Below are 17,226 nucleotides of genomic sequence, written 5' to 3'. Positions count from 1 at the left end.
TTTAAATTTGTAAAAAGAAACTTTATCATAAGTTGCTCCGTCGTGTTTAAATATTTCTACAGAATGGTAACCAGCCGCTTAAATTATTTAAAATAATTAATCCGTCCGAAATTGGAATAAAATCTTTTTCGTTATCCAGCTTATAAAATAAATTGGGTTTACTTCCTCCGTAAATTCCCGAAATGACATTTATTTTTAATTCGGTATTGAATTTAATTTTGGATTGATTGGGAATTAAAAGATCATTACTGAAAGCTTCAATTTCAACTTTCGAATTTTGTTTGTTTTCATATTGGAGATTAAGCGAAATAAATCCGTCATCCAGGTTAAATAAGTAATAATTATCTTTTTTAAAGATTCTTAGGTTTTCATTTATCAGCTTTCCTTTATAATATTTTTCCTGAATGATATTCCAGATAAATTTATTTCCTTCGGCATAAATATGATATAAAATTCCATTTTGCAAAACCATAAAATGATCTTCATCTATAGAAACAACATCGGTTACATTTTTAAAACTAGCATTAAACAGTTGGTTTTCTTCCAATTTATTGGAAATAGAATTATAAGTATACCAAGTGTTATTGATGAGAAAGAGTATTTCTTTTCTAAATTCAAAAATTTTGATTCCGAAATCATTTTGTATTTTGCTCTGCTGGGTGACATTTTCGACCTTTAGAGTATTGTAATTGTCGTCTAATAAAACTCGGTATAAACCACGATAGTTATCAGTTGCCCAAATTTCATTCTTTTTATTTTGCGCAACATATTTAATAGGCTTCGCAAGATCTTTAATGATTTTATACTTAGAAAGATTGGACGGATCATCATAAACCAAAATACCGCTGTATGTTGACTGAAAATAAGTGTCATTTATACTGCTTTTAGACATATTCCAACCGCCGCTTACTCCATTTATTTTTGTTAAAGCGTTACTTTCATAGGAGAAAGTTCCATCATTATGTCCAATAATATATTTTCCGTCTATTAAAGAAATATTCCATGCCTGTCCTTGTGTGTTGGGAATCATATTGAATTTTCCTGAACTATATTCGAAAATACCGTGATTGGAAGCAATTAAATAGCCTTTATTGATTGTCGCAACCGCATACACCGATCCTAAGATTCCAGAATTATCGTAAAAGAACGATATTGGAGAATTTACTTCAACATGAGCAATTCCATTATCCAAACCGAGCCACAGATCATTTTCTTTATCGAATCCTAAACTTAAAATCGAATTATTCATTAGAACATTGTCGCGTTCAATGTTTTTATAGGAATTGTTTTTTAAATCTAAAATAAAAATTCCTCTATTTCCAGTTCCAACAACTAATTTTTCTCCTTTTATAAATTTTGCCACGTTAATTGTAGCCGATTTTAAAGTTTCGTTGATTGGATTTTCCCACGTTTTTAAACCATCATCATCAGCAACAAAAACACCTTTTTTCTGTGTAAATATGTAGGTTTTATTGTGATACTTTTCTATGGCATGAACAACTGTCTTTTTTAAAATGTTCCATCCTTTTGGATTAGAAATATATTTACCATTCATTTTAAAAATTCCGTCCTTAACAGATGCGACATATAAATTATTATCCACAGCAAAACAATACGAAATAAGAAAAGGAAATTTAATTTTCTTGATCGTTTTTCCGTTATAAATAAAAACGTCATTGAATGACTGAAAGTAAAGCGAGCCGTTAAACCTAAAAATTTTCCAAATCTCTTCGTTATCTTTTTCATCAAATAATTTCAGGTTTTTAGTAATCGAAACATAATGCATTGTTCCATCTTTTCGATACCAATAACCAAACTCTTTATAAGAACCCGAATAGATTTTATCTCCTTCAATTAAAATAGATCGAATAATGGTTTTGTTTGGAAGCGTATATTTTTCCCATTTTACTCCATCGTAACGAAGCAAATAGTGATTATTAGCAAAATACATCGCATCATCTTTACCTTGCGCTACATTCCAGATTTGATTATCACCCTGATAATCTGACTTGCTGTAATTTTCTACGAAAGGAAGTAATTCTTGTGCTTGAAGTTGTAAAGCGATGAAAAAGAAGAAAACTGATTTTAAAAGTATCGATTTCAAGATATTCTGATTTTATTTCAAAGATACTGACAAAAAATTAATTTTTAGGCGTAAAAAAAGCTTCTCACTTGAGAAGCTTTTTTAGTATTTATTTCGAGTTTTAATTCTCTAATAACTGATAAACCTGATTTGCGATTTCATACTCTTCATCTGTTGGTACAACTAAAATCTTTACAGTCGAATCTGCAGTATTTATTTCTCTCAATTCTTTAGAGCGGATTTGATTCTTAGCTGTATCAATTTGAATTCCGAAATAATCCATATCTGTGCAGATTAAATTGCGCATAAATGAAGAATTTTCACCAATTCCAGCTGTAAAAACAATAGCATCTAATCCGTTTAAAGTCGCTTGCGTAAGCACCAATAGTTTTTCTAATTCTGTAAGCATTCATCAATAAAGCAAGTTCACAGTCTTTATTTCCTTCCTCCGCTTTTGATTCGATATCACGAAGATCGCTGTAACCTGTTAAACCAAGCATTCCGCTTTGTTTTAGTAAAATAGAATTTACCTCATCTGGTGTATAACCTAGGTTTTTTACCATATAAAAAATAACAGATTGATCAATATCACCTGCGCGAGTTCCCATAATTAAACCATTTGAAGGTGAAAAACCCATCGTGGTATCGATACTTTTTCCGTCTTTAATCGCAGTCATACTGCGACCATTTCCTAAGTGAATGGTAATAATTTTAGAATTCTTTTCTAAATAACTAATCGCTTTTTCTGAAACATATTTATGACTTGTTCCATGAAAGCCATACACACGAACTTTATGTTCTGTCAGTAAGAAATTCGGAATAGCATATTTGTGCGCTTCAACTGGAATTGTCTGATGAAAAGCCGTATCAAAAACGGCAACTTGTTTTGCATCTGAAAAAATTTCTTCCGCAACATTGATTCCCACTAAGTGTGCAGGATTATGAAGAGGCGCTAATTCTGAAAGTTCTTTTATTTTCTCTTTAACTTCTTCTGTAATAATAGCTGTTTCAGAGAAATAACTTCCTCCATGAACCACTCTATGTCCAACAGCTGTAATTTCTGAAGTAGTTTTGATTACTCCGGTTTCAGGATCTAAAAGCATATCGGCTACTTTTTGTAAACCTACTTTATGAGTTGGAACTGGCAGTATTTCTTCAAAAGAATTCACAGCCGTTTTAAAGGTAATATTTGAAGTTTCTAAACCAATTCTATCAATCATACCGCCGCAAATTACTTCATTTGTCGGCATAACCATTAATTGATATTTTATTGAAGAACTTCCTGAATTTATAATTAGTATTTTCATTCTTTTTAAGTTGCTAAGATTCTCAGAAGCTAGGATTCTAAGGTTTTTAGTTTATTATTTAAATTTTAATTGATTTACATTCCCTGCGCCTGAATCGCTGTAATAACAACTGTATTAATGATGTCATCAACAGTACAGCCACGGCTCAAATCGTTTACAGGCTTATTTAAACCTTGCGACATTGGACCGATTGCCAAAGCTCCAGTTTCTCTTTGAACGGCTTTGTAGGTATTATTTCCTGTATTTAAATCAGGAAAAATAAGTACACTCGCCTGCCCTGCTACTTCTGAGTCTGGCATTTTGCTTTTTCCTACACTCAAATCGACCGTCGCATCGTACTGAATTGGACCTTCAATTTTTAAGTCCGGACGTTTTTGTTTTACAATTTCAGTTGCGGCTCTTACTTTTTCTACTTCATCTCCTTTCCCTGATGAACCTGAAGAATAAGAAAGCATGGCAATTTTTGGTTCAATTCCGAAAGCTGCACTTGATTCTGCCGATGAAATAGCGATTTCTGCCAATTGTTCTGCAGTTGGGTTCGGATTTATGGCACAGTCTCCAAAAACAGAAACCCTGTCTTCTAAACACATAAAAAACACAGAAGAAACTACAGATGAATTGGGTTTGGTTTTAATGAATTGGAGCGCTGGCAAAATAGTATGTCGCGTTGTATGTGCCGCACCAGAAACCATTCCGTCTGCATGACCTTTATACACCATCATAGTTCCGAAATACGAAACATCTTCCATTAAATCCCTTGCCATTGTAATACTTACATTTTTAGCTTTTCGCGACTCATAATAGGTATTGGCATAATCCTCATAAAACTCAGATTCTATCGGATTTATAATATTTACTTTAGAAAAATCAAATGTAATCCCAAGTTCTGTTACCTTACTTTCAATTTGTTTTTTATCCCCAATAATTGAAATATCAACCACATCCATATCTAATAATCTTGATGCTCGCAGTAATAATTCGATCATCATTTCCTTCTGGAAGTACAATATGTTTTCGGTGCTGTTTGGCTCTTTTAACCATGTTGTATTGAAACATTTTAGGCGTCATACCTTCTGCTTCAAAAGTGATTAATCTTTCTGACAGGGCATCATTATCAACATATTTCTCGAAAGTAGTTATTGAAGTTTCAATTTTATGTGTGTTGTTGGCATAAATTTCAGATTTAATAGATCCTATTTTGTTTGTAATATGATAAGTTCCGCCATCAACAGCAATAATTGGAACAATTGCCGAAAGTCCTTCTATAAGCTTTAAAATACTTTCTTCTGGAACAATATTTCCTGTTAGAATAATTCCCGAAATAGTGGGATAATTGGCCGATTCATTTGCCTGCAAAGCGCCTAAAATGATATCCGAACGATCTCCAGGCGTGATTACTAACGCATTATTATTCAAATGAACTAAATAATTATGAAGTCGCATTGCGCCCACGCTAAAATGACCGATTTCGTTATTAAGGTAATTTTCTCCAAAGAGTACTTTAGCACCCAATTCATGTACAATCTCCTGCATGGTCGGATTGTTTAAACTTGAGATCAACGGAATTGTATTAATTAGAACATTGGACGGTAAACTTTTCTGTAAACTTTTCGTAACCAATTCTATGTTCTCAGGTCGCACTTTATTGGCAAAAACCGATAAAACTTCCACCTCTTTTACTTTGAAAGAATCATAAACCAAATACAAACTGTCTACTAATTCTTCTAAAGTTTTACCAACTCCCGAACCTATAATAATGGTTGGAATTCCAAGGTTCTTAGCAATTAAAACATTCAAATCTAGTTCGATAGAAGTTCCTTCACCAGTAAAGCTTGTTCCTTCAACCAAAACAAAATCAAAGCGTTCTTCAAGTTTCTTATATTTTTCGATAATCAAATCGAGAACTTCTCCAATTTTACCTTTGTTCTTTTTTTTGATTAATCTGCTTTTGGTAATCGCATAGGCTTCTTCAAACTGAATATCAAGGTTAAAATAAGACAAAACCGTTTCAATATGATTGTCCACCTCACCATCAACAAAATCTTCAATTATAGGCCTAAAATACCCCACTTTGGCTGTTTTACCAATTAAGATACTCATCAAACCGAGCGTGATAATCGACTTACCACTATTGTGATCACTAGTGGCTATATATATTGCTTTACTCATGATTTATTTATATTTATTCTAAATAACAAATTTATACAATTCAATTCTTTTAATACGGTAACAAACGTTAAAACCATCTTCTTTTCTTAAAATAAATGATTAAAGCTACAACCAATAAAAACATAATACCCATAACCACAAAATAACCGTTTTGGGTTTTGAGTTCCGGCATGTTTTCAAAGTTCATTCCGTATACTCCAACGATAAAGGTCAGCGGAATAAAAACGGCTGAAATTATAGTAAGGGTTTTCATAATCTCGTTCATTTTTCGGCTTTGTTCCGAAAAATAAAAATTGGATGCACTTTCTAAAGCACTCATATCAGATTCTATCTGCTCTAAAAGCTCTAAACTCTTTTGATGCAGTCTGACAAAGAAATTAAAAGTTTCTTTCTGAATAAGCCCGTTATTTTCGTCATCATCCTTTATTGTTTTGAGATAATACAATGAATCCCGAAGCGGTACAATCGAACGCTTTAAAAAATTAAAATTATCTCGATGATTCTCTATTTTTTCTAAAATAACTGGATCTGCCCCTTTTTTAGTCAAGTTGATTAATTCTTCTATCTTATCTTCTTCATCTTCAATTGTAATGTAAAAATTCTCCATTACGGCATCTAAAAGCAAGTATAAAAGATAATCTACTTTTTTTAGTTCTAACAATTCCCACATGCGTTCGAAGTCGTTCGCGGATATGTGTAAAGAAATCACTTCGCTTTTCCTGAAAAGAAATCAGCATTCCGTCTTTTAAAATAAAACTAATCTGCTCGACACTTAGATTATCCGAATATTCAGAAGGCGACAATGATTTTATATTAAAGAACAATACATTTTGCTGTTCTTCTAATTTTGTTCTTTTGGTCGTGTTTAAAATATCGGCGAGCAGAAAATCATCCAATTTAAAATGCGTTCCGATTGTTTTAATGAGATTAATATCATTTAGACCATGAATGTTCAGCCAATTGTTTTTCGTGTAATCAAAACAAGAATTAAGGGCAAGAACCGTAAACTTATCATATTCTATTACATCAGCATCATCATACACAAAAAAGTCGCATTTCGCTTTCATGCTCCTTATGAGATCCCGTATACTCTAATGTAATGTGTTGCAGCTTTCGGCCTTTCTTATATTTGATCTTTCTCATTCAAAAAAATTTACAATAGTAATATTACGAAAAAGAATTCGAATGGGAAATGACAATTGTCAGTTTGTGAAAAACTAAATCAACTTAAAATATAGTACTTTTACTACTTTTTTAATCAAACCAGACAGGTTTTTAAAACCTGTCTGGTTTCCATAGAGAATCTTTAATGCATAAAATTGAAAATCTTGAATATGGAAAATATTACCATATTTTTAATAGAGGAATTAACAGCGAAAATTTATTCAAGGAAAATAGAAATCATGAATATTTTTTAATGCTTTACAGCAAACATATCGACCCTATTGCTGAAACATATGCTTGGTGTTTATTAAAAAATCATTTTCACTTATTGGTAAGAATTAAAACCTTGGAAGAAATTTTACAGATACAAAAGGAAAATGAAATCAAAAAAAATATTCTCCTACATCAATCTTTTGGCAATTTATTCAATGCTTACACAAAGGCAATTAATAAAGGTTATAATAGACACGGAACTTTATTTGAAAGACCTTTTAAAAGAAAACTAATAGATAATGAAACTTATTTACGCTCTGTTATAAAATATATCCATTATAACCCTGTAAATCATGGATTCTGTGAACACCCAATAGAATACCCATGGAGTTCTTATCTTACTTGCATTTCCGAAAAACCAACTAAATTAAAACGTGAAAAAGTAGTTTCGTTGTTTAAAAATGTCGAAGGTTTAAAAACTTCACATAATCAAAAAGAAAATTTCACTCCCCTAGAAGAGTTTTTAAATCTGTGACGTAATCTATAACAAACCCGACAGGTTTAACGTCACGCAATACATCACAAAAAACAATATCCAAATCGTAACCGCAAAGAAAACCCGACAGGTTTAAAAAACCTGTCGGGTTTAACGTTACGCAAAATACACTGCACAAAAACAATATCTAAATATTAATCGCAAAGAAAACCCGACAGGTTTTGAAAACCTGTCGGGTTTAACGTTGCGCAAATACACGGCATAAAACAATATCCAAATCGTAACCGCAAGGAAACCCGACAGGTTTTGAAAACCTGTCGGGTTTAACGTCATGCAAATACACCGCACAAAACAATATCCAAATCGTAACCGCAAAAGAAACCCGACAGGTTTCAAAAACCTGTCGGGTTTAACGTTACCCAAATACACAGCATAAAACAATATCCAAATCGTAACCGCAAAAAAAAACCGACAGGTTTTTAAAACCTGTCGGGTTTAATATAAGCAACCATAAAAAAAACCGAGTCATTTCTGACTCGGTTCCTATCTTAATACTTTGTACTAATTACTTAGTACTAAAGAATTATTTTACCTCTTCAAAAGTAACAAACCTATATATAACGGCACATTACAAAGCAATGGTACAAATAAGGTACAAATAAATCTGCAAAATAATGAGCAAAAATACTACTAAATTAAAGTTTTGTCCACTCATTGGATCTCAAAAGTTTCCGAATCTAAAAAAAGACGTAATTAATCAAAACGCATCCAAAAGATAATTTGCTAAAAATCACATATAAGAGCTAAATCTCAGTAAATACAAGGATTTTCGCAAATATGATTCTATTATATTCCCGTTTTTCAACACACCTAATAATTTAAAGCTTAATTTGACTATATCCAAAACCGCTCAAATTTTAAATGCATAAAAATTTGAACTATACTTTTTTATTAACTCCTTAATAATAAATAATTTTATAAAACCTTTTAAACATTACTAATACAAGAAATTAAATGCGGAGCCAGCCGATTTACATATGCGGTTCAAAACATGTTCCTCCTTTAAACACATTGAGGAAGAAATTCAACCAATTGAGAAAAACATATTTACCCTGATGTATATTCATAATATTGATTTACGAACATAATAATCATTTCAAATCGTCATGCTCAAAAATGACTATTAAGATACAGATTCCCAATAATTTAAAAGAACTTATTTTCTTTTCTAGTCGACACTAGTGTAATAATGTATATATTTATAGAATTGAAAACCCAAAAAATCTATCGATAACTAAAATACTTATGAGATTAAAACTGGTTGGTAAAAAAGAACTTACCTACATACTATTCCTTTGTATTACTGTGAATTATGCCCAAAATGGAACATTTAAAAAAAATAAAACCACACCGAGCACTAAATCCAAACTAGAGACATTAGCATCAATTGAAAAAGTCTGTCAAACCATAATAGACGATTATTACGTTAATCCAAATAGTATTACTTTAACTGAAAGTAATATTAGCAAGACTTCCACAGATAAAAATTTGCTTGAAGTATTCAATGATATTTCGGTTGAACTTCAAAAAAACAAAAATAGTACTACCGAAAATCTGGGATCGGAAACTAAAGTAAATAGTGAACCGTCATTTAACGAAGTGTATCCAAAGGAAAAATATGAAGCTTTGATAGCTCATGGAACTGCTTTTGTCAAAAAATCTGAATTACTTTCACAATCGTTGCAAAAGAAAGCAACCGAATTTGACGCTGCCGCTAAAGCAAATAATATTGAAGAAGTTAAAAAGGCTTACACTAAAATGGGATTGGCATTTCATGTTATGGGTACTAAGCTTGATAGCGCAATACTTGAATTGAGAAGAACACAACCGTCTATAGTTGAAACCTATACAAAAATGACGACTGTTAGCAACGAAACAGATACCCTAAAAAAAGTAGAAACTACCGTTGATGCCACAAGCAGTATGGTTGGAATCCTATATTATTTATCGGCTATTAAAAATTGTAATACTGTAGTCTCTAAAATTCAAGAATATTTGGCACAATTATCTAAGGCATCAGCTACCCAAAAAGGTTGATTTGTATAGCGGTCCATATAAATGTCTAATATTATTTTGAAGTCCGAATACATCATAAATTAACCAGCCAGGTCGAATATAAATATTACTTAAAATGCATAAAATAAAAATCCTACTACTATTTCTTTCCCTTTCGCTAAACTGCTTTTCACAGCTTAAAACCAATAATCAAAATGGAATTAATAAAGATTTGTATCGTTTAAATTTAAATGATTCGGTCAAATCAGTCGTTTATGGTCGTACCTTTTACAAAGAAGATCTCACAGCATATGAAATAGATGATATCACAGATGTAGTAATATTACGCCAAAACTCATACGAATCATATGAATTTAATAAATATGGTTTGATATCAAAACATTTTTACGATTCGATAGTATATGCCCCAAAAGATCTTCAAAATAATTTCAAATATGAATTGGGTAAAAAGGTGTATCGAGTACCCGATTGGACGGGAATGGTTAATTTAAATATGCAAAATGTGAATAAAATTACATTTAAGAGGTCTAACTGTTTTAAATATTCAGACTCGGATTTTGCGTATAAATATAATTTCGATAAAAACGGTAAAATAACTGCTGAAAAAGAATACTTTGTAGACAAAGATAATTCTAATAATATAATTGAAACTGAACTATACCAAACCAAAAAATATATATACGATCTAAAAGGTAATTTGGTACAGCAACGCTTATTTTATGAGGGAGAATACAAAAAAGATCATTATAATACGGGGAAAGATGGGGCGTATGAAAAATGGATGTATGAATATGATGTTAAAAATCGCTTAATTAAAGTAACTGAAATGTATGCTGTAGAATCTCAGGAAGTTCAAGAGCCACGTATAGAACTGAAATACAAATATCATCCTACCGAAAATTACGTTACTGAGGTAGAAATATTTAACGACGATGGTTTTAAATTAAAATATAAAACAGCCAAATTTTATTATAACAAAAATGCAGATATCATAGCATGTGAATACATAAATGATATTTTACAAAAACAAGAAAAAGTCTTTTACGAATATGAGTATGATAGTCATAACAATTGGATAAAATGTAAACTTAGATGTAATTCCATGCAGGACGAGGTGATTAAAAGTATAAAAAGAAAAATTTCATATTATGGAAATTAAATTAGGTGTTAAAAAAGTTATTGTAGGCTTTGCATTGATATACAGTAGCCTTTGCACTGCTCAGGAAAACAAATTAAAAGTAAACAGATCGTTAAATTTAAACGGCCCTGTGAAGACCGTAAATACATTTTATTCCTTTTACAAACAAAACATTACACCACTAGTAAAATACCGTGTTTTATTTGAAAATGATATTGCTAATGATGATTCTTACGAATTTAATAAAGAGGGACTTCCTATACAAAAAGCAATTACTCTTAGAACCAAAGGTTATGAAGATCGTCCGGTGGGGAAATTATATAAATATCAATATGATGACAAAGATTATATTTTAAAGAAAGATTTGTTGCCTTACTTAAGCATTTCAAAACTATTATCTATTGATTTGGATTTACAAATCCAGACAAATTTTGCTATTGAAAATAGATTTAAAAATGACAAAGATTATAAAATAGCCAAACTAGACAGCGCAAATATAGTACTAAATCAATATCAAGATCGATATAGAGATCTAAGGCAGTTTCAATATCAATATAAAACTGAAGGAAATAAAATTATTGAAGAAAAGATTTATTATAAACCTAAACCTGAACAAAAAGTATTTAAATCACCTTCTGAAAACGAACTACTGTTAGTAAAAACATTTAAATACGATTCGAAAGGAAACCTAACAGAATGTAATTTTGATTCAAAGAACACAAGCCCGTATCGCGACACTAATTCAGACAATAAATTTCATTATGCTTGTGACACTAAATTTAAATGTTATTACAATGACAAAAGCAAAATCACCAAGATAACTTGGAGTAACTATTTAGGAACATCCCTTATTGCAATTTATACTTATGACTCTAACAATACTTATGTTCAAAAAATACATATTACAGGTCAACAAACTTATCCCTACCCAAGTGACGATCTGGTTTTCAACTATAATGAAAATAACGATTTAGTGGAAGTCAATTTTATTAGTGAAGATGAAATAAATCAGCCAACAAACAGATATTATGAATATGAATACGATAATCATAAAAACTGGATTAAGTGTAAGATGTATTTAGAAGGGAATAAAAATGAAGTAACGGCTACAATGGAGCGAAAGATTCAATATTTTAAATAGCAGATTGTTGAAAATCTGAAACTGGAGTTCCCTCCAAAAATGTCACAAAAAACTAAGATGAATTTAAAAATAATTTGTCATTAGAAATTTGTGGCAGAATCATGGCACATTACAATTTAGAAAGCAGTACTTCATCAATATATAATGTTGCTAAATAAAGGTTCGAATGGCAGAGCGTCCCTATTTAAAATTTGAAAATGTGTAAATTATTTCAAGAATAGATCTTTTTTTTCCTATATAACTACTTATTAACTTGCTGTTCTCCTAAGGCTAATTGTTGGTTTATTTCTATTTGATACATATTCATTACCATATCTTACATAAAATCATTTGTTATATTTATCAGCACATAAATTCAATGTTTATTTTAAAATATTACTCACTTTAATGAAAACTACCTCGCAGTTACTTTATTTTGTAAATTCGTGCATCTTTAAAATTAAGACAATGAAAACTAAATTTTATCTTCTAATAAGCTTATTGATTTCAACAAATACTTTTTCTCAAGCAGAACAACTGTCGAATGTAACTGTAGGAACTAAGTTTGACATGGTTTACGAGCCTATCACAGTGCAGGCCGAATATTCAAGATCACAAACAATATATTACCCTGATGAGATGCGTTTTAGAGGTACTATCACTTCACTTAAATATTTTCTAGAATTTTCATCTTCTGCTTTTGAAAACTCCACTATATGGCGTGTAGCAATAGGTTATACCAATAAAACAGAATTTGCTCAAGGTGATCCCAATATCCCAGATAGTGAACTTACCGAAGTTTTTAATGGTAGAATCAGCGGGTCTGGAAATACTGTCATTTTAACATTCGATAAACCTTTTTACTATGATGGTCAACAAAATCTAGTGATCGATGTACAGGAAATAGAACCTGGAAAAACTGCCAGTCAATTGACAACTTTCAAAGGGGTTAAAAACTACAACAAACCACCTACAAGAACCCGAATGACAATGTCTGGTGGAACAGCTATATATGAAAACGCTTATGCGTGTACCGAATTTGGAGGATCTTTGGAACGATGCGAACCATTCTATAATGGTACGTTTAGTATCGTCACTGCTACATCTGTATTGGCAAATTGGCCCAGTAATGTTATATCGCCTGCCTTCCGCTATATGATTCAAAAGTTGGGAGATCCTATGCCAACTACCTATAAAGTTGTTAATGGAAAAAATGTGCTGTTGGAAAATCTGCAACCCGCTACTAGCTATGCTTTCTACCGCAAAACGGATTGTGACATTACACCTACTAATTATTACTCTCAGCAGTTTACTACTGGCCCATATAATCTTAAGGTTCCTACAACCATTACCTTTGATGGCAATAATACATTCGACTATTTTCTGATGGCAAGTAAAAATGTCGGAGTTTACATTTCACCAATTGCGGCTTCAAATTCTGAAAACGGCATACTTTTCAGAGGAACAGATGATTTGATAAAGTCCGGGGAATGGAAAACAACTACCAACGATTCTTGGAATGACAATCCGTCGTTCATTTCAAGAGCTTATTTTACCATTGATTTAACCAATTATACTGGAAATCCGATACTTCAATTTGATCTGAGGCAGACAAAAGATTCCAAATTCAGAATCGCGACAATAACGAACTCAGATTACGCACTAATTCCTGGAGTTTATACATCAACTACCGACAATTCCGACGAATTTAAAACCATAACGATTGATTTATCTAAATCAAATGGAACCAAATTTGATTTAATTATGGAACATCTTGGTAGATATACCACCGAAGCTTCTCCGTATAATACTGCCTTTGTAGATAATGTAAAACTAATTGAAATGCCGGTTTGTAATCCTCCGCAAAAGATCATAGTCGCAAGGACAGAAAATAGCATAACACTCAATTGGACTTCTCTCTGCCGACGAATGGGAAGTGGCATGGGTCGATCACGATATGACTGCTCCAAACTCTGGTACGGTCACAAAAGACAAGTTTTTTACCATTACAGGACTGACAGTTGCCAAATCCTATGATATATATATTAGAAACAAGTATAAAAACAGTTATTGTGAATGGAAGAAAATAATAGAATCGACTAATCCTACTACAGTAAAAGTACCATATCAACAGCTTTTCACAACCGCTACAACTAATTATGCTCCAGAATTACAAGATTTTTCGAGACAATTCTTGTATTCGAATGCATTAAACTTCTATCAAAAACTACAAGGAAATGGCTCAGCTTGGGTTGGTGGATCAACTACTACAGAACAGCAGGCATGGAATGACAACAAGGCTTTCACATCAGGAATTTCTTTTAAAGTTGATGCGACAAACGTAAGTAGTTTGAAATTGGCAATTACAATGAAGCAAAAATATTACTATAGCAAAAATACTTCTTGGTTCAGAGTATTGGTAAACGGAGTCCAACAAGGCTACAGCCGAAACCCAACTACTTCTTATAATGATGCTTATGCAACATTAAACTATGATTTAACAGCATATGCTGGTACAACTTTAGATGTTACTTTAGAACATTGTGGCAGGTATATGAATAATTACTATAATAATGCGCCAATGGATCTTACAATGGTAAGCAATGTACAGTTTAGTGGTCAGACTTTGGGTACTGAGGATTTTAAACAAAAATCTGGCATAAAGGTATTCCCTATCCCATCTGATGGTTTTATCCATTTCAGTCACACCGAACCTATAGATGAAATAACAGTTCTTGACTTAAATGGGAGAGTATTGATGACAGTTAGTCCTAAAAATAAAACACAGGAAATTACTTTAAATATTGCTTCTTTAGCAACAGGGATATACATCGCAAAAATAAAAAGTAATGGAACCTATCAACATACGAAAATAGTACGTCAATAAGTCAATAATGTGACAGAAACATTTGATAAAGTTGAAATTTGAATAGGAGTACAAAAATAAGCTTCATTTAAGTTTAACTTAGTTGTTTTTTTAAAATATGATTTTAGAAAATTTGTAACACCATATATTATGTTTTTTTTTACTACGTTAGGTTGTGAAAATTCATTTTTTTTGCCCTGAATCATTCATCTAGAATAAATTAATTGGGAATCTATTATATCTTTAATCTTTGTTCAGGATTTTGATTTCTGTTTTCAACCATGACGAAACTTGATTCAAAATATTTTGTGATTTTTTTAATATATTGTATCTCTCATTTAAGTGCCATAAGTATACATAAGAGACACTTTGTCTCCACTTAAGTGCCGGTGCAAATGTGGTACAAATATATGATGAAAAACGATTAAAAAAGAGCAGAAACAATAAAAAAGAAAAAAGAAAAACCGCTGTAAACATTAAGTTTACAGCGGTTTAGCACTTATTATTAACCGATGTTAATCGATGTTAATCAAATCTATTTGACCTCTTCGAATTCAACGTCTTCAACATTGTCTCCAGAAGACTGCTCTTGTTGTGGAGCGACTTGTTGTCCTTCACCACCTTGAGCGTACATTGCTTCTGTAGCTGTTTTCCAAGTCGCATTTACATTGTCTAATCCTTTTTGGATTGCATCAAGATCTTGAGATTGGTGAGCCATTCTCAATTCAGTTAAAGCATATTCGATAGCTGTTTTGTGCTCATCTGTAAGTTTATCTCCCAATTCTTTCAATTGACTTTCAGTTTGGAAAATAGTACTATCAGCTTCGTTCAATTTCTCAGCTCTTTCTTTTGCAATTCTGTCAGCATCAGCGTTAGCTTCAGCATCTTTTTTCATTTTTTCGATTTCTTCAGCTGTTAATCCAGAAGAAGCTTCGATACGGATATCATGAGATTTTCCTGTTCCTTTATCAGTTGCAGAAACTTTGATGATACCATTAGCATCAATATCAAAAGTTACTTCAATTTGAGGAACTCCTCTTGGTGCTGGTGGAATACCATCTAAGTGGAAACGACCGATAGTTTTGTTATCAGCGACCATTGCTCTTTCTCCTTGTAATACGTGGATTTCAACAGATGGTTGAGAATCAGCGACAGTAGAGAATACTTGAGATTTTTTAGTTGGGATAGTTGTGTTAGACTCGATTAATTTAGTCAATACACCACCCATAGTTTCGATACCTAAAGAAAGAGGTGTTACGTCAAGTAACAATACATCTTTTACATCTCCAGATAAAACTCCACCTTGAATAGCGACTCCAATAGCAACAACCTCATCAGGGTTAACACCTTTAGATGCTTTTTTACCGAAGAATTTCTCCACTTCGTCAGCGATTCTTGGCATACGAGTAGATCCTCCAACAAGGATTACTTCGTCGATATCAGATGTAGATAAACCTGCATCTTTTAATGCTTTAGCAACTGGCTCCATAGAACGTTTTACTAAAGTATCAGATAACTGCTCAAATTTAGCTCTAGATAATTTTTTCACTAAGTGTTTTGGTCCAGAAGCAGTAGCCGTTACGTAAGGTAAGTTGATTTCTGTTTCAGCAGAAGATGATAATTCAATCTTAGCTTTCTCAGCGACTTCTTTCAAACGTTGTAATGACATTGGGTCTAAACGTAAATCAATACCTTCTTCAGTTTTGAATTCGTCAGCTAACCAGTCAATAATAACTTGGTCAAAATCATCACCACCTAAGTGAGTATCACCATTTGTAGATAATACTTCAAATACACCGTCTCCTAATTCAAGAACAGAGATATCAAAAGTACCTCCACCTAAATCGTAAACAGCAATTTTTTGATCAGTTCCTTTTTTATCTAATCCGTAAGCAAGTGCGGAAGCAGTTGGCTCGTTGATGATACGCATAACTTTAAGACCAGCGATTTCACCAGCTTCTTTAGTAGCTTGACGTTGCGCATCGTTAAAGTAAGCAGGAACAGTAATAACCGCTTCAGTTACAGTTTGACCTAAATAGTCTTCAGCAGTTTTTTTCATTTTTTGAAGTGTCATTGCAGACAATTCTTGAGCAGTGTATAAACGACCGTCAATATCCACACGTGGAGTATTGTTGTCACCTTTTACAACACTGTAAGGAACTCTTTTGCCTCTTCTTGAGTTTCAGCAAAAGTGTGTCCCATAAAACGTTTAATAGAAGCAATCGTTTTTGTAGGATTCGTTACTGCTTGTCTTTTTGCAGGATCACCTACTTTAATCTCTCCACCTTCAACAAAAGCGATGATAGAAGGAGTAGTTCTTTTTCCTTCTGCGTTAGGGATAACAACTGCTTCGTTACCTTCCATTACAGAAACACAAGAGTTCGTCGTACCTAAGTCAATTCCGATTATTTTACCCATTTTTTATATATTTAATTTTTGATTTAATTTTATTAACTCAGGTGGCATAAGTCAATCTTTGTGCCAATATAAAAAACCAAAGTAATTTGTCAGTTATACTATTGGCACGACAATAATCTTCTGACAACATGACATTTTTTTAACCTGACAATCATGGCATAATTTATTTTTTCATG

7 protein-coding genes and 4 pseudogenes are annotated in these 17,226 nt (G+C 32.2%); 6 read left to right on the top strand and 5 right to left on the bottom strand.

Annotation, left to right across the window (positions count from 1 at the left end; all coding sequences use genetic code 11):
* Window positions 1–46: 46 nt before the first annotated feature.
* From ACZZ95_RS15625 to corA, 4 genes and pseudogenes are all read right to left on the bottom strand, one after another.
* Complete coding sequence (locus tag ACZZ95_RS15625; RefSeq protein WP_463469734.1) at window positions 47–2,104, bottom strand: ligand-binding sensor domain-containing protein; 2,058 nt, start codon at window positions 2,102–2,104, stop codon at window positions 47–49.
* Between the two features lie 100 nt (window positions 2,105–2,204).
* Window positions 2,205–3,390: pseudogene (locus ACZZ95_RS15620) on the bottom strand (acetate/propionate family kinase).
* A 74-nt stretch (window positions 3,391–3,464) separates the two neighbouring features.
* Window positions 3,465–5,559, bottom strand: a pseudogene (pta, locus tag ACZZ95_RS15615) (phosphate acetyltransferase).
* A 67-nt stretch (window positions 5,560–5,626) separates the two neighbouring features.
* Window positions 5,627–6,702: pseudogene (gene corA, locus ACZZ95_RS15610) on the bottom strand (magnesium/cobalt transporter CorA).
* 166 nt (window positions 6,703–6,868) lie between these two features.
* Between corA and ACZZ95_RS15605 the strand changes: the two are divergent.
* The 6 genes from ACZZ95_RS15605 (at window position 6,869) to ACZZ95_RS15580 (ending at window position 14,653) form a co-directional block, all read left to right on the top strand.
* The gene (locus tag ACZZ95_RS15605) at window positions 6,869–7,471 is read left to right on the top strand and encodes a transposase (RefSeq protein ID WP_463469733.1); all 603 of its coding nucleotides are present in this window, start codon (window positions 6,869–6,871) and stop codon (window positions 7,469–7,471) included.
* 1,266 nt (window positions 7,472–8,737) lie between these two features.
* Window positions 8,738–9,529 carry a hypothetical protein gene (locus tag ACZZ95_RS15600; RefSeq protein ID WP_463469732.1) on the top strand — a complete coding sequence of 264 codons (792 nt, stop codon included), beginning with the start codon at window positions 8,738–8,740 and terminating at the stop codon, window positions 9,527–9,529.
* A gap of 94 nt (window positions 9,530–9,623) precedes the next feature.
* Window positions 9,624–10,667 (top strand): hypothetical protein, encoded by a 1,044-nt coding sequence (locus tag ACZZ95_RS15595; protein ID WP_463469731.1) that lies wholly within the window; start codon window positions 9,624–9,626, stop codon window positions 10,665–10,667.
* Complete coding sequence (locus ACZZ95_RS15590; protein ID WP_463469730.1) at window positions 10,657–11,787, top strand: hypothetical protein; 1,131 nt, start codon at window positions 10,657–10,659, stop codon at window positions 11,785–11,787. Before ACZZ95_RS15595 ends, ACZZ95_RS15590 begins: the two co-directional genes overlap by 11 nt.
* Window positions 11,788–12,234: 447 nt before the next feature.
* The gene (locus ACZZ95_RS15585; protein ID WP_463469729.1) at window positions 12,235–13,803 is read left to right on the top strand and encodes a hypothetical protein; all 1,569 of its coding nucleotides are present in this window, start codon (window positions 12,235–12,237) and stop codon (window positions 13,801–13,803) included.
* A complete protein-coding gene (locus ACZZ95_RS15580) occupies window positions 13,724–14,653 on the top strand; it encodes a T9SS type A sorting domain-containing protein (RefSeq protein WP_463469728.1) in 930 nt (309 codons plus the stop codon). The genes ACZZ95_RS15585 and ACZZ95_RS15580 overlap by 80 nt, the downstream gene beginning before the upstream one ends.
* A gap of 514 nt (window positions 14,654–15,167) precedes the next feature.
* Here the strand turns inward: ACZZ95_RS15580 and dnaK are convergent.
* A pseudogene (dnaK, locus tag ACZZ95_RS15575) lies at window positions 15,168–17,050 on the bottom strand (molecular chaperone DnaK).
* Window positions 17,051–17,226 lie beyond the last annotated feature (176 nt).

Source organism: Flavobacterium sp. AC267, assembly GCF_979258715.1.
The sequence above is the reverse complement of the archived record's forward strand: the minus strand, read 5'-3'. Positions and strand labels throughout refer to the sequence as shown.